The organism is Hyphomicrobiales bacterium (assembly GCA_039989895.1).
In the GTDB taxonomy this organism is placed as follows: Bacteria; Pseudomonadota; Alphaproteobacteria; order Rhizobiales; family JACESI01; genus JACESI01.
Genome location: JBDXGY010000002.1, coordinates 39,623 through 64,101 on the forward strand (window position 1 = coordinate 39,623; position 24,479 = coordinate 64,101).

The window sequence follows — 24,479 nt, forward strand, 5'->3', positions numbered from 1 at the left end:
TATGAGTTTAGAACAAGACGATCAATCGGCTGGCATGGCGGCTCAAAAAACAGGCGGCCTTATCAGTCTTTTTGTGGGCCACCCAAATGCCGCCAATTTGTTGATGGCGCTCTTGCTGATCGTTGGTGTATTTGCGACTCAAAAACTCAACACACAGTTTTTCCCAAATTTCATTATTGATCGCATAACAGTCAATATCAATTGGCCCGGTGCCAGCGCGGAAGATGTTGAGGCTAATATTCTTGCCGCTGTCGAGCCGCAATTGCGATTTCTGGATGATGTGAAGACGATTGATTCTGTGGGCCGTGAAGGGGGTGCGGCAATAACGCTGGAATATGATGAGGGCACTGACCTCAAAGAAGCTGAAGCTGACATTGAAACAGCCCTTGATAGCATCACCACGTTACCGGAAGATTCAGAAGATCCAGAAATCATAGTAGGTCGTTTTTTTGACCGCATTTCGACTTTGACTATTCATGGTCCTTTTCCAGAATCGGCCATTCGTGTTTTTGCTAAGAGAATTCGCGATGACCTTTTAGCGCGCGGTATTGATCAGGTGCAGTTTACAGGATTGCGTGACGAAGAAGTTCATATTGATATTGAACAAAATATTTTGCGCCAACTTGGTCTGACCATAGATGATGTGTCTACAGTTTTGCGTGATAACACACAGGATTTACCTTCAGGAGACCTTCAAGGTTCTGTTGACAGACAGTTGCGCACGATTGGTGAAACTGCAGATGTGAAGCGGCTTCGTGAGGTTGAAGTTCAAGCCTTTGAGACGGGCGAACGATTGACCATCGGTGATATTGGTGTTGTTCGCCGATCCTATGATGAAGATCAATCACGAGCGCTGATTAATGGAAATCCTGCGATTTCTATGCAGTTGGACCGAGCAGCCAACAGCGATGCTCTTACTAAGACGCAGATCGTTGATGATTATCTTAAAGAGGCTCGCCAAACTTTTCCGCGTTCTTTGCAAATTGATGCGGATTCTGGGCGTTCGGATGCTTTAAGAGCGCGCATTCAGCTTCTCGTAAAAAATGGTATTGGCGGCCTTGCCCTTGTGGTGATCGTGTTGTTCATTTTTCTCAATGGCCGTGTGGCCTTTTGGGTTACAGCCGGTATTCCTGTTGCGATTGCCGCCACCTTGGGCGTTATGCTTTTGATTGGGCAATCGATCAATATGGTGTCACTATTTGCTCTCTTGATGATGCTTGGCATCATTGTGGATGATGCCATTGTTGTTGGCGAACACACGGCGACCAGATTTGCGTTAGGTGACCCTTCTAAACTTGCGGCAGAACGTGGCGCTGGACGTATGATTATGCCTGTTACAGCGGCAAGCCTCACAACAGCTGCAGCCTTTGCTCCCATGTTGCTCATTGGTGATGTGGTTGGCCAAATTCTGGGGGCTATCCCGATCGTGGTGGTGTGCACTTTGATTGCTAGTCTTATTGAATGCTTCTTTATTTTGCCGGGCCATTTGGCTCATTCTCTTGCAGAAAAGAAAAAGCGGCATTGGTCGCCTTGGCGTCAATTTATTGTTTCGTTGTTGATTGCCGCCGTTGCGATTGTTGCACAAGGCGCCAACGGACCTGATATGGCGGAACTGGTGCGAACAACAATGACTGCGACCCCAGCATTTGTAAGCGTTTCAGATGTTTTTAATGGTTGGCACAATCAGGAGAGTTGGGTTTCTTATATATCTGATGGCGGGGCTATCGGTTGGATGATTACTCAACTTTTCGATGCGTTGAAATTTATTCTCGCGCCTGTCTTTACCGTTGTTCAGGTTGTCTTCTCATGGATTGCTACCTGTGCGGTCATTATCTTTGGTGGTTTTCTGCAAGGTGTGGCTGCATTTTTGGCGGTTGCTATTCCAGCAGTGAATGCGGTCGCGTCCAGTGTGCCTGTATTTTTTATTCCTGTGGCACTGGGATTGCTGGGTTTTGCTGTAGGCACTTTGATTGAATGTATCTTTTATCTCTTGTCACTGAATGCCGCGCGCCGGCCCGCAGGTCGCGAGAATATTGTCCGTCGAATCTTTGATGCAGGCTTTCAAGGATTTAGGGATTATCCATTTGCGAGAATTTTGAAGTTATCCTTCCGTTGGCGTTATGTGACGTTGGCGCTTTGTGTTGGTTCAATGTTGGTTTGTGCCATTGGCGTGGTGCGTAGCGGAAAAATTGGGTTCAGTTTTTTCCCGTCTCCTGAAGCAGAATCAATGACAGCTCATGTGGTTTTTAATGCTGGTATTCCAAGATCAAAAGCGCTTGAAATTTTAAGCGACCTTGAGCAATCCGCGCATAATATTGAAAATAAAATTGGCAATGGTGAGGAATTTATTGAAAGCGTGTTGATTACCTATGGTCAGTCAGGCGTGAACCGTGGACAGAATGTTGCCGAGATTAGAGTTGATTTGACCGTTTCTGAAAACCGCAACACACGCACACCGCTTATTGTGAAAACATGGCGCTCGACGGTTCCTGATGTTGCTGGATTGAAGAGCTTTTCCATATCACAGCGTCGAGGCGGTTCACCAGGTAGAGATATTGATATTCAGTTGCAAGGGGGCACGCCTGATGTCTTAAAGAGCGCCGCGAGTGAAGTGGTGCAACTGATCTCGGTTATTCCTGGTGTGTCAGGTGTCGCGGATAATCTACCGTTTGGTAAACCTGAAATTATATTGAGGCTTAATGATCGCGGGCGCACATTAGGATTTTCGATTGATTCCGTTGGTCGTCAAGTACGCAGTGCCTTTGAAGGTGCTATCCCCCGGCGGATGGCAGAGGGTGACGATGAGATAACCTTGCGGGTGAAACAGATTGCTCCAGAACAAGGTACGGCTGGATTACGTAATTTCCTTTTGCGTAGTCCAACAGGAAATTTTGTGCCGCTTGGCGAAGTGGTTGCCATAGATCAAAGTCAGGGCTTTTCAGCGCTTCAGCGCAAAGATGGCAAGCTTACAGTTTCTGTGACAGCTGACATTAATGACAATGTGACAAGCACGCAGGACGTGATCGAAGAGCTGGAAGGAAACCAGAGCGTGCAGGCGATAACGTCACGCTATGGGATCACATATAAATATGATGGCAAAGATAAAGAACGGGCCGATGCCTTTGCTGATTTGCGGATTGGTGTCGTTGTTGCCTTGGTATTTATTTATATCATTCTGGCGTGGATGTTTGGCTCTTATATCATGCCGCTGGCTGTGATGATGATCATACCATTTGGTGTGGTGGGTGCGGTTGTCGGACACTATCTTCTTGGCTTTAAATTGACGATTTTATCTTTCGTCGGGATGCTTGGCCTATCTGGTATTTTGGTGAATGACTCGCTGATTTTGGTCAGTAGGTTTCAAGAACGTCGTGCAGAAGGTGATGATTTGTTTGAGGCGGCAACCGGTGCCAGTCGCGATAGATTGCGGGCGGTTTTGCTGACCTCGCTTTCAACGATTGGCGGCCTCACACCTTTGATGTTTGAAACAAGCCGACAGGCGCAATTCTTGTTGCCGATGGTAATCACCATTGTCTTTGGTTTGGCTTATGCAACATTACTTGTGCTGTTCATGGTGCCTGCTTTGATTGGCATAGGCAGCGATATAGGCTGGTTCTTGCGCTCGGTATTTTATGGTCGCGATGATGATATTCAGCGAGCAAAGCTGCAGATTGCAAAAAAAAGTATGGATCTGATTACACCCGCCAAAACGCCGGTGATAAAAGGACCAAAACAGTAAAAAGTTCTAGTCGGCCCAGAAGCATGCCTGCGCCCAAGAGCCATTTGGCGGTATCGCTTAATGAACCGTAATGTCCATCTGGTCCGATAATGAGGCCCAATCCTGGCCCGACATTTGATATTGCAGATGCAGCACCTGAAAGGGCTGTTATCGTATCTAGGCCAGTCAAGCTTAAGAGAGCGGCAAGAATCGCGAAACACAGCATGTATAGGAAGAAGAAGCCCATGACCGCGATTGAAACACTATCGGGCAAAATTTGACCGTTAAAACGTTTCACGAAGACGCCGTTTGGGAAGACTGTGCTGTTGATGTGCTGTTTTATATCTTCGAATAATACCTGCCAGCGGAATATTTTTATGCCGCATGAGGTGGAGCCTGCGCAACCACCAACAAACATTAAAAGAAAGAATACGGCTGTTGAAAATGGCCCCCATGCGACATAGTCCTTTGTTGCGTATCCGGTGCCGGTCATAATGGAGACTACATTGAAGGCGGCATGGCGCAGGGCATCAAACCCAAAATGTAATTCACCCGTAATCTGTAAAGCCGTAATGATGGCAATAAAGCCTAAAAGCGTGAGGAGGAAAGTGCGTACTTGACTGTCCTTGAACAACGCGCTGCCGTGTCCTTGCATGACTTTAATGTAAAGTAGGAAAGGGAGTGAACCGAGGATCATGAAAACCACGGCAACCATGTCGATCATGGGATTTTCAAAGGCACCTATTGAGGCATCACGTGTCGAAAACCCGCCGGTTGCTACTGTCGTCATTGCATGGACAAGGGCATCGAATGGGGACATACCGGCGAAGGAATAAGAAATCGCACAGGTAAGTGTGAGCGTAGAATAAACTGCCGTCATAATGCCTGAAATTTGCGTGGCGCTTGGGAGAATTTTTTCTGCGGTGTCAAAAGCCTCTGCTTTAAATACCTGCATGCCGCCAACTTGCAGCATTGGTAGCACAGAGACAGCCATAACGATGATGCCGAGGCCGCCTATCCATTGCAGGATTGCGCGCCACAACAAAATGCCTGGTGGCGCATCGTCAAGGCCTGTCATGATTGTTGCGCCGGTTGTTGTTAGTGCCGAAATTGACTCAAAAAATGCATTTGTATAGCCATCAATGAGATTGGACCAATAAAACGGCAAGGCACCGAAGGCACCCAATACTATCCATGTAATAACGGACATTAAGAATGCCTGTCGTAGGCTCAGGCCAGGCCTATCACCGCGCGCCGAGGCATAGAGCCCACTCCCAATCAAAATTGTAATCAGGCCTGCTGTCACAAATATACGCCACTCGTCATTCCCAGCCACTAGATCAAAAATGGCCGGAATAAACATAGCCACGCCAAGAAATGACGATAAAACGCCAACGACAAGAATGATTGGACGAAGATCGATCAAAACCGCTCCTAGTTAATTGACGGCCGATTGTCGGGAATGTCGAGGGAGAAAGCTGGAATTTCCACGTCGAAGGCTTCGCCTTCTTGTGTCACCATTGTGTAGCTTCCCATCATGATACCGGAGGGCGTGGCTAGAGGGCAGCCGCTTGTATATTCAAATATTTCGCCCGGTTGTAAGATTGGCTGTTCGCCGACCACACCAGGGCCCGCCACTTCTTCAACTTTGCCGTTTTGATCCGATATTTTCCAAAACCGGTCACGCAATTGTACAGTGTCGGTGCTTTGGTTTTCAATTTCTATGCGGTAAGCCCAGAAATAATGGTGGCGTGTGGGATCTGATTCGTCTTCCAAATACAGAGGTTCGACGGCGACTTTGATGCTTTTCGTTATGGCTTTATACATAATAGGTATCCGGTTAGGGGGTCCATATGACCACATTATCACTGCTTTCTCGTGATCTAAAGCCGTATTCGTGAAGCTTTACCGAGCTTTAATGTCGCTAAGGCACACTTATCTGATGTTGAATGATTCAAGTCCACTCATTATTGCCGCTCCTGATCTTGCAAAAGCTTGTCAGCGCTGGCGTATGTCGCTTGTATCAGAGCGCCGGCTGGCTGAAAATACGTTGGAGGCTTATGATCGAGATGTTGAGCAGTTTTTGTCTTTTCTCACAGAACATTTAGGGGGATCACCCTCAATTAAAGATTTAAATGCACTTCGGCCTGCTGATCTTCGCAGTTTTTTGGCGCGCAGGCGAGCAAATGGCGCGGGCGCGCGCAGTGTTGGGCGGTCTCTTTCAGGCATCCGTTCGCTCGCACGGTTTTTGGAGCGTGATGGTCTCATCGATGCATCTGCCTTTGGTGCAATCAGAAGCCCCAAGCGGCCACAAAGTTTGCCTAAACCGTTGAGTGTGGAGCAATCAATGCGCGTGGTTGAGGCGGAAGAACAGCTTGCTGAAGAGCCATGGATAGCCGCGCGCGATGCTGCCGTATTGACACTTTGTTATGCAGCAGGTTTGCGAATTTCTGAGGCCTTATCGCTCACATATGCCAATGCGCCAGATGCAAGGGCTCAAGCGATGCGGATTATTGGTAAGGGTGGGAAAGAACGGGTGGTGCCATTGCTCCCGGTAATTTCAGAAACGATTGCAGCTTATATTAAGTTGTGTCCCTATGCTTTAGGAGCTCAGGAGCCTTTGTTTCGTGGTGCCCGCGGGGGTGCGCTTAACCCGCGTATGGTACAAAAAGCAATGGAAAGACTGAGGTCTGCGCTTGGTTTACCTGAGAGCGCTACACCGCATGCGCTTCGCCATTCTTTTGCGACCCATCTTTTAAGTCGAGGGGGTGATTTGCGTACCATTCAAGAATTGCTGGGTCACGCTAGTCTATCAACGACGCAGATCTATACGGGTGTCGATATGGACCGGCTGGCAGAAATTTATGATAAAGCTCACCCTCGTTCATAAACTCATAAATAAGGAGGTGTTGTTATGCGTGGAATGCTTTTTTTGATAGCTGCTTTTATGATGTTTTATCATCCAGAGCCTGTTCAAGCACAGAATTGTGCACCTTCTGAGTTTTCGGGTAACTGGAAAAACATTCGTGGTGAGACGCATATATTAGCATCATTGGAAGTGGTTGATACTTGTGATGAGAATAGCTCTTTTGGCGCGGTGAAAATACGCGCTAAGGAATTGTGCCATCCACGGGATTGTTCATGGGGGTGGACCACGGCCTTCATTAATGGTGACCATTTGTTTGCGGAATTCAAAACTTTCATCGCCGTTAGGCGTGTCACGGCTTCCAAGCAGGGTTTGAGGCTAAGGGTGATTGTAGAAACTGATTATATCACTGAAAGTCGCGAGGATTTGAAAGTATCGCATCTTCTGGTTCGCTCAGCGGATTAATTTGCCTTCGGTTTGCACCGAAGGCGGTTCTCATCAAATGTGAATTGGTTTTGAGAATGTAGCCAATGCCGCTTCTCGCACAGCTTCTGATAATGTTGGGTGTGCGTGGCAGGTGCGTGCAAGATCTTCTGAGGAGCCACCAAATTCCATCAAGACTGCTGCTTCATGGATCATGTCGCCTGCGCCAAATCCAACAATATGAACACCCAAGACGCGGTCGGTTTTTGCATCGGCCAGCATTTTCACAAATCCATCAGTTGCCTGCATGGCGCGCGCACGGCCATTGGCGGTGAAGGGGAATTCCCCAGCCTTATAATCGATGCCTTCGGCTTTCAATTCTTCTTCTGTTTTTCCAACAGAGGCGATTTCCGGCATTGTGTAGACGACGCTTGGGATAACATCATAATTCACATGGCCAGCTTGGCCTGCAAGAATTTCAGCCACAGCCATGCCTTCGTCTTCTGCTTTATGGGCAAGCATCGGACCGGCCACCACATCGCCGATGGCATAGATGCCATCGACGTTGGTTTTGAAATGACTGTCGATGACCACGCGGCCTCGCTCCATGGCAATGCCTGCATCTTCTAGACCCAGACCTGCGGTATAAGGCAGACGTCCGGTGGAGATGAGCACAATGTTTGCATTCGCTGTTTGTGCGTCGCCGCCAGCAACTGGTTCATAGGTCACGGTTGCCCCAGATTTTGATTTTTGAACATCGGTCACTTTGGCTGAAAGCTCAAACTTCATGCCTTGTTTTTTCAGCATGGTGAGGAATTTTTTCGAAACTTTGCCATCCATTGGGCCGAGGATTTTGTCCATATATTCGATGACGGTGACATCGGCGCCAAGGCGGTTCCAAACAGAGCCAAGCTCAAGCCCGATAACACCGCCACCCACAACGATAATTTTCGCAGGCACTTTGCCAAGCTCTAACGCGCCGGTGGAGGAAACAATGGTTTTTTCATCAATATCGATATCAAGACCTGGAATGCCAGCGACATCGGAACCGGTTGCAATGACAATATTCTTGGTGTCTAAAGTTTGTGTGTCGCCGCCCTTAGCGCTCACCTCAACCTTGCCAGCGCCTGCAATTTTGCCAGTGCCGATAAAGGTATCGATTTTGTTTTTCTTGAAGAGGTAAGCAACACCAGAAACATTCGCGTCCACCACACTGTCTTTGTGAGCCATCATTTGTTTCAGGTCTAGCTTCGGGGTGGGTATATCGATGCCAAGCGCTTTGAAGTTATGTCCAGCTTCTTCAAACATTTCTGAGGCATGAAGCATGGCTTTTGATGGAATACAGCCGACATTCAAACAGGTGCCACCAAAGGTTGGTTGCTTTTCTACAACAGCCACCTTCAAGCCCAGTTGAGCGGCTTTAATGGCGCAAACATAACCGCCTGGGCCAGTACCGATTACGATAAGATCATAGGACATGAGAAAGTTCCTTTTTTGTTAGCGACCACCACCGACATCCAATAGTGCGCCCGTTGAATATGACGCTTTATGAGACAATAGGTAAACAACAGCATTTGCAACTTCTTCTGCGGTGCCTGGGCGCTTCATGGGGATTTGATTTTTAAGTTTTTCTGCACGATCTGGTATGCCACCAGAGGCATGAATATCTGTATTGATGATGCCAGGGCGCACACCATTGACACGAATGCCGTCGGTGGCGACTTCCTTGGCCAGGCCAATAGTAAAGGTGTCTATGGCTCCTTTGCTGGCGGCATAGTCCACATATTGCCCGGGTGAACCGAGTGATGCTGCGACTGAGGAAATGTTCACAATCGCGCCGCCTTTTCCACCCCGACTGAATGCCATACGGCGCACGGCTTCGCGGGCGCATAAGATGCTGCCTGTTACATTGATGCGCATCATGCGCTCAAGTCGTACTGCGGTCATGTCTGCAACATTGGTCGTAATATCCACGATTCCTGCGTTATTGACCAGTGCTGTGACTTGGCCGAAGGCGGCATCTGTTTCGTTAAAGAGATTGAGAATATCTGCCTCACTCCCAACGTCACCTTTGATCGCCATTGCTGTGCCACCGCTAGCGGTAATAGTTTTTACAATATCGTTGGCAGCTTTTTGATTGTTCGCGTAATTCACAACAACCGAATAGCCCGCCTGACCAAGTATAAGCGCACAGGCAGCCCCGATGCCGCGACTGCCTCCTGTTATGATAGCAACTTGTGGCACATTACCTGTCACTTTAAATGCACGCCTTTGTTAAAGATCAAGCACCAAACGCTGCGGATCTTCTAGGCTTTCTTTGACGCGCACAAGGAAGGTCACGGCTTCTTTGCCGTCCACGATGCGGTGGTCATAAGATAGGGCCAGATACATCATCGGACGAATGACAATTTCACCGCCAACGACAACTGGACGTTCTTGGATTTTATGCATACCCAAAATACCAGACTGAGGCGCATTGAGGATTGGGGAGGACATGAGTGAGCCGTAGACGCCACCATTGGAGATGGTGAACGTGCCGCCTTGCATGTCATCCATGCCAAGTTTTCCATCACGACCAGCAGCACCAAGGCGACCAATTTCTTTCTCAATTTCAGCAATCGACATTTCATCTGCATCACGCACAACCGGCACCACAAGACCTTTTGGTGTGCCAACGGCGACGCCGATGTGAGCGTAGTTTTTGTAGATGAGGTCTTTGCCATCGATTTCTGCGTTGACGGCAGGAATTTCTTTTAGCGCGTGGCAAACTGCTTTTGCGAAGAAACCCATGAAGCCAAGCTTCACGCCGTGTTTTTTCTCAAACAGTTCTTTGTATTGTTTGCGCAGGTCCATCACCGGTTTCATGTCCACCTCATTATAGGTGGTGAGCATGGCAGCTGTGTTTTGTGCGTCTTTGAGGCGGCGTGCGATGGTCTGGCGCAGGCGCGTCATTTTCACACGTTCTTCGCGAACCTCATCATCGGCTGGTGATGCCGCACGTGGTGCAGTCGCTGCGGCTGGGGCAGGACTTGTGCCTTTCGCCATCGCGTCGATCACATCGCCTTTTAAAACCTGACCGCGCTTGCCAGAACCAGTAATAGAGGCAGAATCGACATTATTTTCTGCCATCATCTTGCCAGCTGAAGGGGCTGGCGGCATTTCAGTGGTCGATGCAGCAGCGGGAGCGGGGGCTGCTTTTTTGGCTGCAGGAGTTGGGGCGGCATTGGCACCGCCTTCGCTCATGCGCACTACAACATCGCCGGGCGCAATGGTTGCGCCTTCTTCGTGCAGTATCTCTGTAATAGTGCCAGCGCTTGGCGCCACGACTTCGAGTGCCGCTTTATCGGTTTCTAATTCAAAAAGCGGATCATCCGCTTTCACTACATCGCCCACTTTTACAAAAAGAGTGCCGACATCCGCCTCGGTGACTGATTCACCTGCGGTTGGTGCTACGATATCGATCATTGCGCCTCCAGAATTCATGTTGCCCGATTTTGCCTCTGCTACTGCAGGTGCTGTCGGCTGAGTTGTTGATTTTGATACGGGCGAAGTTTGTTTGCCTGTACCTTCGTTTATGATCCCTAATAGGGTGCCCACTTCGACTGTCTCACCTTCGGCAATCAAAATATCAGCAAGTATGCCAGACATGGGCGCTGGAACTTCCAAAGTTACTTTGTCAGTTTCCAGTTCGACAATTGGCTCATCTTTTGCCACTGCATCGCCGGGCTTTTTATACCATTGCCCGATGGTGGCTTCCGTGACGGATTCACCTAAAGTTGGGACGCGAATTTCATTCGCCATTCTTTATTTCACTTCCATTATTCTCTTGCCAGAAGCTTGGGCTCTTACGTAAACGCTTCTGCAATAAAGGCTTCAAGCTGTGTTAGATGAGTAGACATTAAACCGGTTGCTGTTGCCGCAGAGGCAGGACGGCCTGCATAAACCGGACGGGTGTGTTTGGCTTTAATATGATTAAGGACCCACTCCAAATATGGTTCAGCAAAGGACCATGCGCCCATATTTTTTGGCTCTTCTTGGCACCATACCATTTCAGCCTTTTTAAAGCGGGATAATTCTTCAATCAGCGCGCGCGCCGGGAATGGATAAAGTTGCTCAAGGCGCATGATGTAAACGTCATCAAGGCCCGCTTTATTTCGAGCCTCATAAAGATCGAAATAAACTTTGCCTGAGCACATCACGACTTTGCGGATTTTGTCATCAGCAACGATTTTCTCTTCTGTATGGTCAAGTTGGGCATCGTCCCACAACACGCGATGGAATGAGGATTCAGGACCAAATTCGTCAATAGTTGATTTGCATAATTTGTGACGAAGTAGTGATTTTGGCGTCATCAAAATAAGTGGTTTTCTAAAGTCACGGCATAATTGACGACGAAGAATATGGTAATAACTGGCTGGTGTTGTGCAGTGTGCCACTTGCATATTATCTTCAGCGCAAAGCTGGAGAAAACGCTCTAGTCGTGCAGATGAGTGTTCTGGTCCTTGCCCTTCATAACCGTGTGGCAGCAGGCATACGAGGCCTGACATGCGCAGCCATTTGCGTTCAGAGGACGAGATGAATTGATCGAAAAGAACCTGGGCACCATTGGCAAAATCACCAAATTGCGCTTCCCATAAAATCAGACCGTTTGGCTCTTGCAATGAATAGCCATATTCATAGCCAAGCACCGCTTCTTCTGACAACATCGAGTTGATGACGCTATATTCGGCTTGTGTGTCGGATATGTTGTTAAGCGGGATGTAACGATTTTCGGTTTCTTGATCGTAAAGAACGGAATGGCGCTGGGAAAAGGTGCCGCGTTCGCAATCTTGGCCAGACAGGCGAATAAGGTGGCCTTGATCACAAAAGCTGCCAAATGCCAGAGCTTCGCCGGTTGCCCAGTCGATGCCCTTGCCGGTTTCGATCATTTTTGCTCGATTTTTCATGAAGCGCAGAATTGTCTTGTGCGCCTTGAAATCTTCCGGGACCTTAGTAATGGCCTCGCCAATACGTTTTAGATCTGTGAGATCATAACCGGTTAAACCTCTGCGCGCATCGTCTTCTCTGTCTGCGATTTTAAGGCCTGACCATGTTCCATCTAACCAGTCAGCTTTATTCGGTTTATAGTTTTGGCCTGCCTCGTAATCGGCATCCATTTTTTCGCGCCATGCTGTGCGCTGACCCTCAAGGTCAGCTTCAGTAATTACACCATCTTTCATGAGTTTTTGCGAATAAATTTCAAGCGTCGTTGGATGAGAGCGAATTTTTTTGTACATTTTTGGTTGTGTAAAGGCCGGTTCATCCCCTTCATTGTGTCCATATCTGCGGTAGCAGAACATGTCGATCACGACGGGCCGTGCAAATTCTTGACGGAATTCAATTGCGATTTTAGCGGCATAAACAACAGCTTCAGGATCGTCACCATTAACATGGAGAATAGGAGCTTCAATCAGCTTTGCCACATCCGTTGGGTAAGGTGATGAGCGTGACCATTGTGGGTTGGTTGTGAAACCGATTTGGTTGTTGATGACAAAGTGGATTGAGCCACCGGTGCGATGCCCTTTAAGGCCAGAAAGGCCAAAACATTCTGCGACCACGCCTTGGCCTGCAAAAGCTGCATCACCATGCAGCAGAAGCGGCAAAACATTGCGGCGATCGCGCGATCCACGGTCGTTTTGTTTGTTTGTCTGATCTTGTTTAGCGCGGGCTTTGCCTAAAACGACGGGGTTTACAATTTCCAGATGCGATGGATTTGGCATCAAGGATAGATGTACAGTGTTGCCGTCAAATTCGCGGTCTGAAGAGGCGCCAAGATGATATTTCACATCCCCTGAGCCTTCAACTTCATCTGGTGCGTAAGAGCCGCCTTTGAATTCATGGAAAATGGCCTTATGTGGTTTGCCCATTACTTGCGATAGAATATTCAATCTACCACGGTGTGCCATGCCCAGAACAATATCTTCAACGCCCAATTGGCCGCCGCGTTTGATGATTTGCTCTAAAGCAGGAACAAGCGCTTCCCCACCATCAAGACCAAAGCGTTTCGTGCCGGTGTATCTGACGTCGATAAATTTCTCAAAGCCTTCTGACTCAACAAGCTTGTTAAGAATGGCTTTCTTGCCGTTCTCAGTAAAAGCGATTTCTTTGTCCGGCCCTTCAATACGTTGCTGAATCCAGCTTTTGGCACCTGGGTCGGAGATATGCATAAATTCAACACCAAGTGTCGAACAATAAGTCCGTTTTAGAATTTCAACCATTTGCCTGATGGTCGCGGTTTCCAATCCAAGATAATAGTCGATAAAAATAGGTCGATCGTAGTCTGATTCATCAAAGCCGTAGTTTGATGGATGCAATTCATTATGATCGTCTTTTTCCCCCGTAAGCCCAAGCGGGTCTAAGTTGGCGTGAAGATGTCCACGAGCACGGTATGCACGAATCATCATGATGGCGTGGATGGAATCTTTAGCAGCTTCTTGAATATCAGAGTTTGATAATGATGCGCCTGTAGCGGTTGATTTAATCTTTTTACTAAGCGCGCCGCTATCCAACGGCTCATCACCAACGGGGCCCCAATTGCCGTCCATGGCCGAGATAAGCTCACCATTTTCAGGAATAGGCCAATGGGCCTTCTTCCATGATGCGCCGGCTGCATTTTTTATCACATCAACTGGGGTATCCTCGGGCATACTGCCAAAGAATTCTTGCCATTCTGGACTTACCGAATCTCGATCATTTTGAAATTGGGCGTATAGGTCTTCGATATAGGCTGCATTTGCACCATATAAAAATGATGTTTGTGCAAAAGCGTCGTTCGCTTCTTCGCGTGCCATTTTCTCTCACGAGGCCACATCCCTCGTGCTCTCTTCACTTGCGGGCCTCCCAGCGAGGACGAACGGTGACAGATGTCGCCGCACGCATTACCCGTCTTTATCTTCTCTATGGTGAAAGAATTTTATAAAATTACCATCACCCTAATTTTTAATTTATCCAAAGGGCTCTTCTGATTCCTCGGACAAGAAGTGTACTCTTGCTTTAGCTTTTTAAAAGTTCAACCAAAGTTTTCCCCAGCTTCGCAGGTGAGGGAGAAACTCGAATGCCAGCAGCTTGCATGGCTTCAATTTTATCGTCTGCGCCGCCTTTGCCGCCTGAGATGACGGCGCCAGCATGACCCATGGTGCGCCCTGGAGGGGCTGTGCGCCCAGCAATGAACCCAACTGTTGGTTTCTTGCGGCCCTTTTTCGCTTCATCAGCAAGGAATTGAGCCGCCTCTTCTTCAGCTGAGCCGCCAATTTCACCAATCATGATGATGGATTCTGTTGCATCATCGGCCAAGAACATTTCCAAGACGTCGATGAATTCAGTTCCTTTAACAGGGTCCCCGCCAATACCAACAGCCGTTGTTTGACCAAGGCCTTCATTGGTTGTCTGGAAAACGGCTTCATAGGTTAGCGTTCCAGAGCGGGAAAGAATGCCGACATTGCCTTTTTTGAAGATGTTGCCTGGCATGATGCCGATTTTGCATTCTTCCGGTGTTAAGACGCCTGGGCAGTTTGGCCCAATGAGGCGGGATGATGATTTGTCGAGTTTTTCTTTGACTTTCACCATATCAAGAACGGGGACGCCTTCCGTTATACATACGATCAGTGGAATTTCGACATCAATGGCTTCAACAATAGAGGCGGCTGTGAATTTTGGTGGAACGTAAATAACGGTTGCATTCGCACCGGTCTTATCGCGAGCCTCGGCAACGGAATTGAATATTGGCAGATTGCCGTGTTCGCCTTCCCATGTCTGCCCGCCTTTGCCTGGCGTTACACCGCCAACCATTTTTGTGCCATAGGCCATTGCACCATTGGTATGAAATGTACCAGTTTTGCCAGTCATTCCCTGGCAAATCACTTTCGTTTCTTTATTGACAAGAATGGACATACTAAGAGGCTCTTTCTTCTTTGATTGGGCTAAAGTGCTTTAATGGTTGTGTATAGGTTTGTGCTGCCGCCTTGGCCGATGACTTTCTTGCCACTTGCCAAGCGGAAATTGCCGCGTGGATGCGCAACTGAGATAACATTAATTCCGGCAACTTTCTTGTTTTCAACAACGCCGCCTTGTGTTTCCAAAATATGGACAAGTCCCGTCGTGTAATCATCAATGCTTGTGCCGGTGAAGCTGATGTCACAGTTCTTATCTGTTGTCAGAATGAGCAGACTCCGGTCTGAATTTTGATAAACTTGGCTTTTCTTTTCACTGACAATTTTTGTAAGATCGCTACGACCATCAAATGTATTTCTAAAATCTCCAGATGCACGTTTCAAACAAGCATCAACATTTCTGTAGATAGCTTCATTTTCTACAAGAGAAGTCGAAATTGCACGCTCTTTGGCTTCTTTGCCAGATTTGCGTCGCTCAAGTTCAGCTTTTAGTTTCTCTAGTTCAGACAACTGGCTGTCGCGAATTTCAGATGGCGAGAGATTGACTTTTGCTTGGTCTATTTCGCCGGCACCTTGTCTGCGGGCAAGTTCTTGTTTCGCAGCGCTCAAATCTTGTTTGAGAGCGCCGGAACGTTTTTGCAGCTCTGCTCGCAATGCCTGAAGCTCTGCCAAAACTTCTGCTTGGCCATCATAAACCTCGCCACTGGCTTTGGTGGTCTTGGTTTTGGCTTTTGAGTCTGCGTCTGGTAACTTGTCAAAAACACCACCAAGAGGACCGCCACCGCAACCAGCCAATGCGATCGATAGAGCCAAAAGCCCTACTGCGCTGTGTAACCGGTTTTTCTTCAAAAAAGCCAATGCGGTATCCTTAGTCGGGTTACGCGTTAACAGCTGCTACAATTTTCTGTGCTGCATCATCTAGGTCATCAGCAGGGATCACATTGAGATCGCTTTCGTTGATAATGGCTTTGCCTTTATCAACGTTGGTTCCCTCAAGGCGGACGACAAGTGGAACTTCTAGGCCGACTTCTTTCACGGCCATTAGCACACCTTGAGCAATCACATCACATTGCATGATACCGCCGAAAATATTGACCAAAATGCCTTTAACATTCGGGTCGGCAGTAATGATTTTGAAGGCAGCCGTTACTTTTTCTGTTGTTGCGCCACCACCCACATCAAGGAAGTTAGCAGGTTCCTGGCCATAAAGTTTGATAATGTCCATGGTTGCCATAGCAAGACCAGCGCCGTTGACCATGCAGCCAATGCTGCCATCAAGAGCGACATAAGAAAGGTCATATTTTGCGGCTTCGATTTCTTTGGCGTCTTCTTCTGTCAGGTCGCGTAATTCTTGCAACTGGGACTGACGAAATTCTGCGTTGCCATCGAAAGAGACTTTGGCATCAAGGACGCGCAAATGGCCGTCTTTTAAAATGACCAATGGATTGATTTCGAGCAAGCTCATGTCGGTCTCGGTAAAGGCCTTATAAAGCGTGGGGAAGAGTGTCATGCCGTCAGCGCGGGCGTCGCCTTTAAGTTGGAAAGCGTCACATACGGCAGAGGCAATAGCATCATTAGCGCCCGTTGATGGCTCAACATCAATAGTATGAATTTTTTCTGGAGTTGCCTCAGCAACAGCCTCAATATCCATGCCGCCTTCTGTTGATGCGACGAAAGAAACTTTGCCTGTTTCCCGATTAACCAAAATTGAGAGGTAAAGCTCATTTTCAATATCAGCACCATCTTCAATATAAAGGCGGTTGACTTGTTTGCCTGCGGGGCCTGTCTGCTTTGTGACAAGTGTGTTGCCAAGCATTTCTGAGACATGCGCTTTTGCTTCTTCTTTTGAAAAAGCAACGCGTACACCGCCTTTTGAGCCTTGCGGGAGCTCGTTAAATGTACCTTTACCGCGTCCGCCAGCGTGTATCTGGCTTTTAACAACATAAACGGGTCCAGGCAGCGCATCGAGTGCAGCATTGATATCGCCTGCATTTAAGATGGGAACGCCGAGAGATACCGGTGCGCCGAATGTTTTGAGGAGTGCTTTGGCTTGATATTCGTGAATGTTCATGGTTGCCGCTCTGCTGAAAAATGAAATCCGGTTGGTTTAAATTTATTTACTCATTATGTCTAAAGTAAAACTTACACCACACTACCTTAATAAAAAGGCGTCGATTTTATCGACGCCCATGTTTTCTTAGCCAAGTTCAGGAACAAGGCCCTTACAGGTTTCTATCAACCCTGATACAGCGCCAACTGACTTGTCGAACATAGCCTGCTCATCGGCGCTTAATTCAATTTCAACAACGCGCTCAATGCCGTCTTTGCCGATTATTGTTGGCACGCCAACATACACATCAGACTGGCCATATTGACCATCAAGGGCTGCGGCACAAGGAAGCAGACGCTTTTGGTCTTTCAAATAGCTTTCGGCCATTTGCACGCCAGAGGCTGCCGGTGCATAGAAAGCGGAGCCGGTTTTTAAAAGGCCAACGATTTCTGCGCCGCCATCACGGGTGCGCTGAATAATGTTGTCGAGTTTTTCTTGTGTCGTCCAGCCCATTTTAACAAGATCTGGCAAAGGGATGCCCGCAACAGTCGAATAGCGCGGTAGTGGCACCATTGTATCACCATGGCCACCAAGAACAAAGGCCGTTACGTCTTTCACTGATACATTGAATTCTTCAGACAGAAAGTAGCGGAAGCGCGCTGAGTCAAGAACGCCTGCCATGCCGACAACTTTGTTCTTTGGTAAGCCAGAAAATTTCTGCAATGCCCAAACCATCGCATCAAGCGGGTTGGTGATGCAGATCACAAAAGCGTTTGGTGCATTGGCTGCAATGCCTTCGCCAACAGACTTCATCACATTCAGGTTGATGCCGATAAGATCGTCGCGGCTCATACCTGGTTTGCGGGGGACGCCTGCTGTAACGATACAAACGTCCGCATCAGCGATGGCCTCATAAGAAGAAGCGCCTTTGAGGCTGGCATCGAAACCGTCTACAGGTGATGATTCTGCGATGTCGAGGGCTTTACCTTGTGGTATGCCGTCCACGATATCAAAAAGGACAACATCTCCCAGTTCTTTTAAACCAATCAGGTGGGCTAATGTTCCGCCGATTTGGCCTGAACCGATTAGAGCAATTTTACTGCGTGCCATATGTAAGGTTCCCTTTGGGTAAGGTTGTTCAATTTAGTTACTTGTTGCTACCCTCATTGTTGCAGTAGTGCAACCCGTCATATGTTAATTGTTTTCTTTTGACTTTAGAAAATAATCATTTCTTACGTTAACGTAATCCATGGGCTGAATATGATTGCCTTTACTCGTGCTTCGCGGCGTGTGGTTCGGCAAGATAGCTGTCTGATTGCATTTCAATGAGTCGTGATACAGTGCGATCAAATTCAAATGCTTCGACATTGTTTAAACTGACATTTAACTCATGCGGCGGTTTAGCGGCCGTGGCGACAAGTTTAACGCGGGAATCATAAAGCGCGTCGATGAGATTAATAAACCTTTTTGCTTCATTGCGCTTTTCGCCGATGAACAAAGGAATGTCGTCGATAAAAAGTGTGTGGAATGTTTGCGCGATTTTTAAATAATCTGCGGCACCCAATGGCTTTTCACAAAGATTTGAAAAAGTGAACCTCGCTGCACCAAGTGCGGCGCGTGGCACTTCTATTGTACGCCCTTTTACGGTGAGGGCCATCGGGTTCGCTTGTTGATTGCCGACAAGGGCTTGCCAGGCGGCATCAATTTTCGAGCGAGATGTGCCTCCCAAAGGATAAGAATAAACGGGTTGATTGCCGAGTTTTTCTAGCCTGAAATCAGTGCGGGCGTCGAGTTGTGTGATGGTGACGCGCTCTTTGAGCATATCTATAAAGGGTAAAAAGTCTTCCCGTTGAAGGCCGTCTTGATAAAGATCATCTGGATCGACATTTGATGTTGCGACGATCACGACATTGCGAGAGAAAAGATGGGTGAACAGTCTACGCATTATCATGGCATCGGTGATGTCACGCACTGTGAATTCATCGAAACACAATAGCCTTACTTCGTCGGCAATGGCATCGGCCACAGGTATAATGGGATCGTCTTGTTTTGTTTCGCCGCGCTTTAAGGCTTGTCGGTGTAGATGGATGCGGTTGTGAACATCAATCATGAACTCGTGGAAATGTACCCGTTTCTTGCGCTTGATGGGCGTTTCTTCGAAAAAAATATCCATCAACATCGTTTTGCCGCGACCCACACCCCCCCAAATATAAAGTCCAAGCACGGTGCTCCACACAGATGTGCGAGCACTAAATAGCCAGCCAAGAGAGCTTTTCTTATTTGCGAGTTTGCGTTCACCCAGTATGGCATTGAGGGAGTCGAGGCTTTTGACGACAGCAAGTTGTGCTGGGTCTCTTTCTAAAACACCATTTTCTATCATTTGAAGATAGCGATTAAGAACATTATCTTGGTGTCTTACTAGGGGGGTGGTAGGGCGTGTCATTGTTATATTTGGTCAACCAAAAGCAATTATAACTGGAATACGTTTGAATCGTTAGAACGTATTCAAGTTTAAAACAAGTTACGATACCGATGTTGGTTCGTTTGGGATTGAGAACTTGCGGCTATCAGGCGTTTTCGTCTTTTACTTGTTTCTTTATATCTTCCCAACCTCTACCCGCCGCCATCATGCAAGCTTTACCTTGCGCATTGGTCATCAAAATAGTCCATGTCCCGTTTTCTTGTGAGACGAAAACCTGCATCACTCCTTGGTCGGATACAAGGCCAATGCCATGTTCGGTCTCGCCATATTTTTTAGTGAGTGTTTCAACGATGGTTGCGTGGGCGCCGCATCGTGAAGCTGCTGTGAGGGCATTTGCTGGGGTGATTGAGGGTGTTGTGCTAAGCGCAAACAAGAGGATAGCGCTGGTCTTTAGTGCTTGGGTTAGGCGTACAGGCATGACTGGCTCCTTATCTCATTAACGAGATGCCGTCGGTCGCGCACGTTTGCTTACCCTGACTTGATCTTAAAACTTATAAAAGCGTGCTTGCTACCTTCTTTATCATCTCAAGTGTATCGAGCCGGTTTTTAGCTTCCGGCTACCAACAATGGTTCGCTAGCATGGTTTATATTGTCTTAACGTGGGGTATTTTTATTATATGGGTTAGCTCAATGAGAGCTATATGACTCGGTTTTAGCGGAAGACGCTAATAGCTTTGCCACCAGATTCTGTACTGCCATCAAAGCGGTTGGGACCTGATGCAATGAGGCGGGCAATAGTTGCACCTTGGGCATTTGATAATGTTAATTGTTTGCCTGTCAGCTTCCATGAGCCAATACTCACGAGAGTACTGTCGCTGCATTTGCGAGTTGAGGCACGAAAGCCAGCGGTCCATGTGGTCAAGCTAAGGTTCAATGCGCAGGTATCAGCTTTCGCAGATACATTCCACGCCCCCAAAACCGCATTGCGGCCAAAATCGATGTCGGGCCCAACGGTGATATTATCACTTAATGAAACACCTGTATTCGTCTGCTTTGGCAATTGAGGAATAGCTTGTAGATCGCCGCCAGCGGAGGCAGTCTCGATTTTTGGTGGTGTATAGCCACTTGGCGCGCTTGGAACTGTTGTATTGGCTGTTGGTAAGGCGTTCGATGTGACGGGCGCAACAGGTGCAGGGGTCAGGGCAGTTGGGGTAATTGGCTGTTGCAGCCGCTGTTGCGGCGCGCAGGCCGCAACGCCAATACTAATGGCTAGAAGTGTTGATTGGCTATGTATTTTCTTCATAAGATAGCTCTTAGTTGAAATCGACCACAGGTTGTATAAGGCTGTATACAACACTTTGCCGTGCATGGCCATCAACTTTACGTTGAAAATAAATCCTTAGGACGTTTTCCCATACTGGCGAAGTCGAACCTTATTTTGCAGCGGCATCCGTTAGTTTGTTAAGTGCTCCGGTTATTTTAGCAAATACTTCATCAGCGCCTGAAATATCATAACGCGCTTTCATTTTTGCTGGGTCGAGATATGCGATTGTCGTTTTGCCTGCTTCTTCAAAAACAAGAACACGGAGAGGTAAATCAAGTCCGGCGCGTATGTTGGCCTGCATAACTGGCGTGCCAATTTTTGGGTTGCCAAAAACAACCAATGTTGCCGGTGCAAGTTCAGCATCAACTGATTTCGCTCCTGCGGCATGGTCGATAACTGCGAATACTTTTGCGCCTGCGCCTTCAACAGCTGCAGTGAATTGGGCAACGGTTTTTTCGACTGAGTGCGGGCTTGTTTTAGTGATCATGTCGTCTGCCATAGCGGCTCCTGCAAAGAAAATGAAAGTGAAGAAAAAGCAAAGGTAACGCATTATATTCTCCATTGTTGTTTGTGTTTTGCGATAAATAATAGGCTTATATTTTGTGCCCTTACAATCGTTTGAAACTAATAAGCTGATAGGCGTAGTTAATTATTCATACTTAAAAACGGCTAAAATTAGATGCGCCGCTCGACCATCATTTTTTTAACTTCAGCAATTGCTTTTGCTGGGTTCAATCCTTTAGGGCAAGTTTGTGCGCAGTTCATGATTGTATGGCAACGGTAAAGACGGAACGGATCTTCAAGATTATCAAGACGTTCTCCAGTTGCTTCATCGCGGCTATCAATTAACCAGCGGTAGGCCTGAAGAAGAACGGCAGGCCCAAGATAACGGTCAGAGTTCCACCAGTATGATGGGCAGGATGTGGAACAGCACGCGCACAAAATACACTCATAAAGCCCATCAAGCTTTTCGCGATCTTCGTGGCTTTGGCCCCATTCTTTTTCAGGCTGGGTTGTTGATGTTTGTAGCCAAGGCTCGATAGAGCGGTGCTGGGCATAAAAATTAGTTAGATCAGGCACCAAGTCTTTAACTACAGGTAGATGCGGTAGCGGGTAAATTTTGACAACATCACCGGCCACTTCATCCATGCCTTTTAGGCAGGCCAGATTGTTTGTTCCATCAATATTCATGGCGCAAGAGCCACAAATACCCTCGCGGCAAGACCGGCGGAATGTCAGGGTTGGATCGACTTTATTTTTAATCCAGATCAATCCGTCAAGAACCATAGGTCCGCAATCATTGCGATCAACATAATAAGTGTCGATTGTTGGATTGGCGTCATCATCCGGGCTCCAACGGTAAATGCGATACTCTGTAAGCTTGCTCGCGCCCTCAGGTTTAGGCCATGTTTTGCCCGGTGACATTGTTGAGTTCTTAGGAAGCGTCAGTTGAACCATGATGATCTCTTAATCGTTTTTATAAGGGTTTGTCTGCTGGGTTTACCCTAGTAGACACGGGCTTTTGGCTTAATATAGGCGATCTCATTCGACATCGTGTAAGTGTGCACTGGACGTTTTTCTAATTTCACTTTTTTCTTATCCAGATCAACGAATGAGAGCGAATGGTGCATCCATTTTTTATCGTCGCGATCAGGGAAATCTTCGTGCGCGTGAGCGCCACGGCTTTCCTTGCGGTTTTGCGCCGAATCCATGGTCACAACAGCTTGCGCAATCAGGTTATCATATTCCATTGTCTCAATAAGGTCGGAATTCCAAATCAGCGATCGATCTGTGACTTTGATGTCATCACTTGAGTTCCAAACCTGATGGATTTTATCGTGGCCTTCATCAAGAATTTCTGTTGTTCGGAAAACGGCACAATTGTTCTGCATGGTGTCTTGCATGGAGGCGCGCAATTCTGCAGTTGATGTAGAGCCATCCGCATAACGGAAGTGATCAAGGCGTGCGAGTGAATTTTCACCTGCGCCTTTTGGAAGTAAGGCTTGTTTTTCGCCTGCAGTCACGGTTTCGGCACAGCGCAGACCAGCTGCACGACCAAAGACAACAAGATCGATGAGTGAGTTAGAACCAAGGCGGTTCGCGCCGTGAACAGACACACAGGCCGCCTCGCCAATGGCCATCAAGCCTGGCACCACACAATCGGGATCACCACCTATTTTTGTAAGCACTTCACCATGATAATTTGTTGGAATACCGCCCATATTATAGTGAACGGTTGGGATTACGGGGATCGGATCTTTTGTGACGTCGACGCCTGCGAAAATGCGGGCTGATTCAGAAATGCCCGGCAAGCGTTCTGCCAGAAGATCGGGGTCAAGGTGATCAAGGTGCAGATGGATATGGTCGTCTTTAGCGCCAACACCACGGCCTTCACGGATTTCCATAGTCATGGAACGTGAGACCACATCGCGGGAGGCCAGATCTTTTGCACTTGGTGCATAGCGCTCCATAAAGCGCTCGCCTTCAGAATTGGTCAAATAACCACCTTCGCCGCGTGACCCTTCGGTAATCAGGCAGCCTGCGCCATAAATGCCGGTTGGGTGGAATTGTACGAATTCCATATCTTGAAGTGGCAAACCTGCACGCAAGACCATGGCGTTTCCATCACCCGTACAGGTGTGTGCTGATGTTGCAGAGAAATAGGCGCGGCCATAACCGCCGGTTGCAAGAATAACTTTTTGAGCACGGAAGCGGTGAATTTCACCTGTTTCCATGTCGAGGGAAACGCAACCACGACAGGCGCCGTCTTCCATGATGAGATCAATGGCAAAATGCTCAATGAAGAATTCGGTGTCATAGCGTAGCGACTGGCCATAAAGGGTATGCAAGATGGCGTGGCCTGTGCGGTCTGCGGCGGCACAGGTACGCTGCGCTGCGGGGCCTTCGCCGAATTTTGTTGTCATGCCACCAAACGGACGCTGGTAAATTTTACCTTCTTCTGTTCGCGAGAAAGGCACACCAAAGTGTTCAAGTTCATAAACGGCCTGGGGCGCTTCACGGCACAGATATTCGATGGCGTCTTGGTCTCCGAGCCAGTCGGAGCCTTTGACCGTGTCATACATATGCCATTGCCAGTTATCTTCACCCATGTTGCCAAGGGATGCGGAAATGCCGCCTTGAGCTGCTACCGTGTGGGAGCGGGTTGGAAATACTTTTGAGATACAGGCGGTTTTCAAACCAGTTTTGGCAGCACCCAATGCGGCTCGAAGACCTGCGCCACCTGCGCCGACAACCACCACGTCAAAAGTGTGATCAATGAAAGTGTAAGCCCGTCCATTGATGTTGACGCTGGCTTTTGCTGCATTTTCAGTCATGTGTTGTTCCCGGATTGAGCCGAATTAAATGTAGTCTAAAGCGCGAGCTTCAGAATTGAAAACACGCTTAGTCCGCCAACGAGAATGGCAAAAAAGGTGTTGCCCATGAGGGCGAGAATTTTTGCAGTTTCATTTGGAATGTAATCTTCGATGATTACCTGCATACCAAGGCGCATGTGAATGATGCCGCTTAGGATGAACAGCAAGAAGAAAACCGCGACAAGAGGAGAGGACAATGTCTCCACAACATCGGTATAGGGTTTGCCGATTACACAAAGCAGAACAAAAATAAAAATAATTGCGAGAATCAATGTCGATACGGCTGACACGCGCTGTTTCCAGAAATGATCGGTGCCGTCTTTGGCAGATCCTAGACCGCGTACTTTGCTGAGGGGTGTATTCATGCTCATGAT

General features: G+C 47.9%; 20 protein-coding genes. 3 read left to right on the top strand and 17 right to left on the bottom strand.

The window, feature by feature from the left end; translation table 11 throughout:
• Position 1 precedes the first annotated feature (1 nt).
• Positions 2–3,739 carry an efflux RND transporter permease subunit gene (locus ABJ081_00940; GenBank protein ID MEP6355229.1) on the top strand — a complete coding sequence of 1,246 codons (3,738 nt, stop codon included), beginning with the start codon at positions 2–4 and terminating at the stop codon, positions 3,737–3,739.
• On the opposite strand, the gene ABJ081_00945 is transcribed toward ABJ081_00940, so the two are convergent.
• Both ABJ081_00945 and apaG read right to left on the bottom strand, forming a co-directional pair.
• Entirely contained in the window at positions 3,696–5,144 is a 1,449-nt protein-coding gene (locus ABJ081_00945; protein ID MEP6355230.1) for a TrkH family potassium uptake protein, read from the bottom strand. The genes ABJ081_00940 and ABJ081_00945 overlap by 44 nt on opposite strands.
• Before the next feature lie 8 nt (positions 5,145–5,152).
• On the bottom strand, positions 5,153–5,545 hold the full coding sequence (gene apaG, locus ABJ081_00950; protein MEP6355231.1) for a Co2+/Mg2+ efflux protein ApaG: 393 nt from the start codon (positions 5,543–5,545) through the stop codon (positions 5,153–5,155).
• 115 nt (positions 5,546–5,660) lie between these two features.
• On the opposite strand from apaG, the gene ABJ081_00955 reads away from it, so the two are divergent.
• Both ABJ081_00955 and ABJ081_00960 read left to right on the top strand, forming a co-directional pair.
• Positions 5,661–6,608 carry a tyrosine recombinase XerC gene (locus tag ABJ081_00955; protein ID MEP6355232.1) on the top strand — a complete coding sequence of 316 codons (948 nt, stop codon included), beginning with the start codon at positions 5,661–5,663 and terminating at the stop codon, positions 6,606–6,608.
• A 24-nt stretch (positions 6,609–6,632) separates the two neighbouring features.
• Positions 6,633–7,049 (top strand): hypothetical protein, encoded by a 417-nt coding sequence (locus tag ABJ081_00960; GenBank protein MEP6355233.1) that lies wholly within the window; start codon positions 6,633–6,635, stop codon positions 7,047–7,049.
• A gap of 33 nt (positions 7,050–7,082) precedes the next feature.
• On the opposite strand, the gene lpdA is transcribed toward ABJ081_00960, so the two are convergent.
• The 15 genes from lpdA to sdhD all read right to left on the bottom strand — a co-directional run bounded on the left by lpdA (position 7,083) and on the right by sdhD (position 24,476).
• Complete coding sequence (lpdA, locus tag ABJ081_00965; protein MEP6355234.1) at positions 7,083–8,486, bottom strand: dihydrolipoyl dehydrogenase; 1,404 nt, start codon at positions 8,484–8,486, stop codon at positions 7,083–7,085.
• Positions 8,487–8,504: 18 nt separating this feature from the next.
• Positions 8,505–9,263 (bottom strand): SDR family oxidoreductase, encoded by a 759-nt coding sequence (locus tag ABJ081_00970; protein ID MEP6355235.1) that lies wholly within the window; start codon positions 9,261–9,263, stop codon positions 8,505–8,507.
• An 18-nt stretch (positions 9,264–9,281) separates the two neighbouring features.
• On the bottom strand, positions 9,282–10,808 hold the full coding sequence (gene odhB / locus ABJ081_00975; GenBank protein MEP6355236.1) for a 2-oxoglutarate dehydrogenase complex dihydrolipoyllysine-residue succinyltransferase: 1,527 nt from the start codon (positions 10,806–10,808) through the stop codon (positions 9,282–9,284).
• A 44-nt stretch (positions 10,809–10,852) separates the two neighbouring features.
• Entirely contained in the window at positions 10,853–13,837 is a 2,985-nt protein-coding gene (locus ABJ081_00980) for a 2-oxoglutarate dehydrogenase E1 component (GenBank protein ID MEP6355237.1), read from the bottom strand.
• 202 nt (positions 13,838–14,039) lie between these two features.
• Positions 14,040–14,936, bottom strand: a complete 897-nt coding sequence (gene sucD, locus ABJ081_00985) for a succinate--CoA ligase subunit alpha (GenBank protein MEP6355238.1) — start codon at positions 14,934–14,936, stop codon at positions 14,040–14,042.
• A gap of 29 nt (positions 14,937–14,965) precedes the next feature.
• Positions 14,966–15,793 carry a hypothetical protein gene (locus ABJ081_00990; protein MEP6355239.1) on the bottom strand — a complete coding sequence of 276 codons (828 nt, stop codon included), beginning with the start codon at positions 15,791–15,793 and terminating at the stop codon, positions 14,966–14,968.
• 19 nt (positions 15,794–15,812) lie between these two features.
• Positions 15,813–17,006 (bottom strand): ADP-forming succinate--CoA ligase subunit beta, encoded by a 1,194-nt coding sequence (sucC, locus tag ABJ081_00995; GenBank protein MEP6355240.1) that lies wholly within the window; start codon positions 17,004–17,006, stop codon positions 15,813–15,815.
• 126 nt (positions 17,007–17,132) lie between these two features.
• Positions 17,133–18,095: a malate dehydrogenase gene (gene mdh, locus ABJ081_01000; protein MEP6355241.1), complete on the bottom strand. Its 963-nt coding sequence runs from the start codon at positions 18,093–18,095 to the stop codon at positions 17,133–17,135.
• A 160-nt stretch (positions 18,096–18,255) separates the two neighbouring features.
• Positions 18,256–19,428 carry a cell division protein ZapE gene (zapE, locus tag ABJ081_01005; GenBank protein ID MEP6355242.1) on the bottom strand — a complete coding sequence of 391 codons (1,173 nt, stop codon included), beginning with the start codon at positions 19,426–19,428 and terminating at the stop codon, positions 18,256–18,258.
• Between the two features lie 124 nt (positions 19,429–19,552).
• Complete coding sequence (locus tag ABJ081_01010; protein MEP6355243.1) at positions 19,553–19,885, bottom strand: hypothetical protein; 333 nt, start codon at positions 19,883–19,885, stop codon at positions 19,553–19,555.
• A 234-nt stretch (positions 19,886–20,119) separates the two neighbouring features.
• Complete coding sequence (locus ABJ081_01015) at positions 20,120–20,710, bottom strand: AprI/Inh family metalloprotease inhibitor (protein ID MEP6355244.1); 591 nt, start codon at positions 20,708–20,710, stop codon at positions 20,120–20,122.
• A 130-nt stretch (positions 20,711–20,840) separates the two neighbouring features.
• Positions 20,841–21,230: a DUF302 domain-containing protein gene (locus ABJ081_01020; protein MEP6355245.1), complete on the bottom strand. Its 390-nt coding sequence runs from the start codon at positions 21,228–21,230 to the stop codon at positions 20,841–20,843.
• Positions 21,231–21,406: 176 nt separating this feature from the next.
• On the bottom strand, positions 21,407–22,189 hold the full coding sequence (locus ABJ081_01025; protein ID MEP6355246.1) for a succinate dehydrogenase iron-sulfur subunit: 783 nt from the start codon (positions 22,187–22,189) through the stop codon (positions 21,407–21,409).
• 47 nt (positions 22,190–22,236) lie between these two features.
• On the bottom strand, positions 22,237–24,066 hold the full coding sequence (gene sdhA, locus ABJ081_01030) for a succinate dehydrogenase flavoprotein subunit (protein MEP6355247.1): 1,830 nt from the start codon (positions 24,064–24,066) through the stop codon (positions 22,237–22,239).
• Between the two features lie 35 nt (positions 24,067–24,101).
• The gene (gene sdhD / locus ABJ081_01035) at positions 24,102–24,476 is read right to left on the bottom strand and encodes a succinate dehydrogenase, hydrophobic membrane anchor protein (GenBank protein ID MEP6355248.1); all 375 of its coding nucleotides are present in this window, start codon (positions 24,474–24,476) and stop codon (positions 24,102–24,104) included.
• Positions 24,477–24,479: the final 3 nt, after the last annotated feature.

Bases quoted from the DNA above. Each gene is read 5' to 3' on its own strand.
- ABJ081_00960 (MEP6355233.1), top strand. From the start codon at position 6,633: ATGCGTGGAATGCTTTTTTTGATAGCTGCTTTTATGATGTTTTATCAT.
- ABJ081_01015 (MEP6355244.1), bottom strand. From the start codon at position 20,710: ATGAAGAAAATACATAGCCAATCAACACTTCTAGCCATTAGTATTGGC.
- sucD (MEP6355238.1), bottom strand. From the start codon at position 14,936: ATGTCCATTCTTGTCAATAAAGAAACGAAAGTGATTTGCCAGGGAATG.
- lpdA (MEP6355234.1), bottom strand. From the start codon at position 8,486: ATGTCCTATGATCTTATCGTAATCGGTACTGGCCCAGGCGGTTATGTT.
- ABJ081_00955 (MEP6355232.1), top strand. From the start codon at position 5,661: ATGTTGAATGATTCAAGTCCACTCATTATTGCCGCTCCTGATCTTGCA.
- ABJ081_01025 (MEP6355246.1), bottom strand. From the start codon at position 22,189: ATGGTTCAACTGACGCTTCCTAAGAACTCAACAATGTCACCGGGCAAA.
- odhB (MEP6355236.1), bottom strand. From the start codon at position 10,808: ATGGCGAATGAAATTCGCGTCCCAACTTTAGGTGAATCCGTCACGGAA.
- ABJ081_00980 (MEP6355237.1), bottom strand. From the start codon at position 13,837: ATGGCACGCGAAGAAGCGAACGACGCTTTTGCACAAACATCATTTTTA.
- ABJ081_01020 (MEP6355245.1), bottom strand. From the start codon at position 21,230: ATGGCAGACGACATGATCACTAAAACAAGCCCGCACTCAGTCGAAAAA.
- sdhA (MEP6355247.1), bottom strand. From the start codon at position 24,066: ATGACTGAAAATGCAGCAAAAGCCAGCGTCAACATCAATGGACGGGCT.
- ABJ081_01010 (MEP6355243.1), bottom strand. From the start codon at position 19,885: ATGCCTGTACGCCTAACCCAAGCACTAAAGACCAGCGCTATCCTCTTG.
- mdh (MEP6355241.1), bottom strand. From the start codon at position 18,095: ATGGCACGCAGTAAAATTGCTCTAATCGGTTCAGGCCAAATCGGCGGA.
- zapE (MEP6355242.1), bottom strand. From the start codon at position 19,428: ATGACACGCCCTACCACCCCCCTAGTAAGACACCAAGATAATGTTCTT.
- sucC (MEP6355240.1), bottom strand. From the start codon at position 17,006: ATGAACATTCACGAATATCAAGCCAAAGCACTCCTCAAAACATTCGGC.
- apaG (MEP6355231.1), bottom strand. From the start codon at position 5,545: ATGTATAAAGCCATAACGAAAAGCATCAAAGTCGCCGTCGAACCTCTG.
- ABJ081_00940 (MEP6355229.1), top strand. From the start codon at position 2: ATGAGTTTAGAACAAGACGATCAATCGGCTGGCATGGCGGCTCAAAAA.
- sdhD (MEP6355248.1), bottom strand. From the start codon at position 24,476: ATGAGCATGAATACACCCCTCAGCAAAGTACGCGGTCTAGGATCTGCC.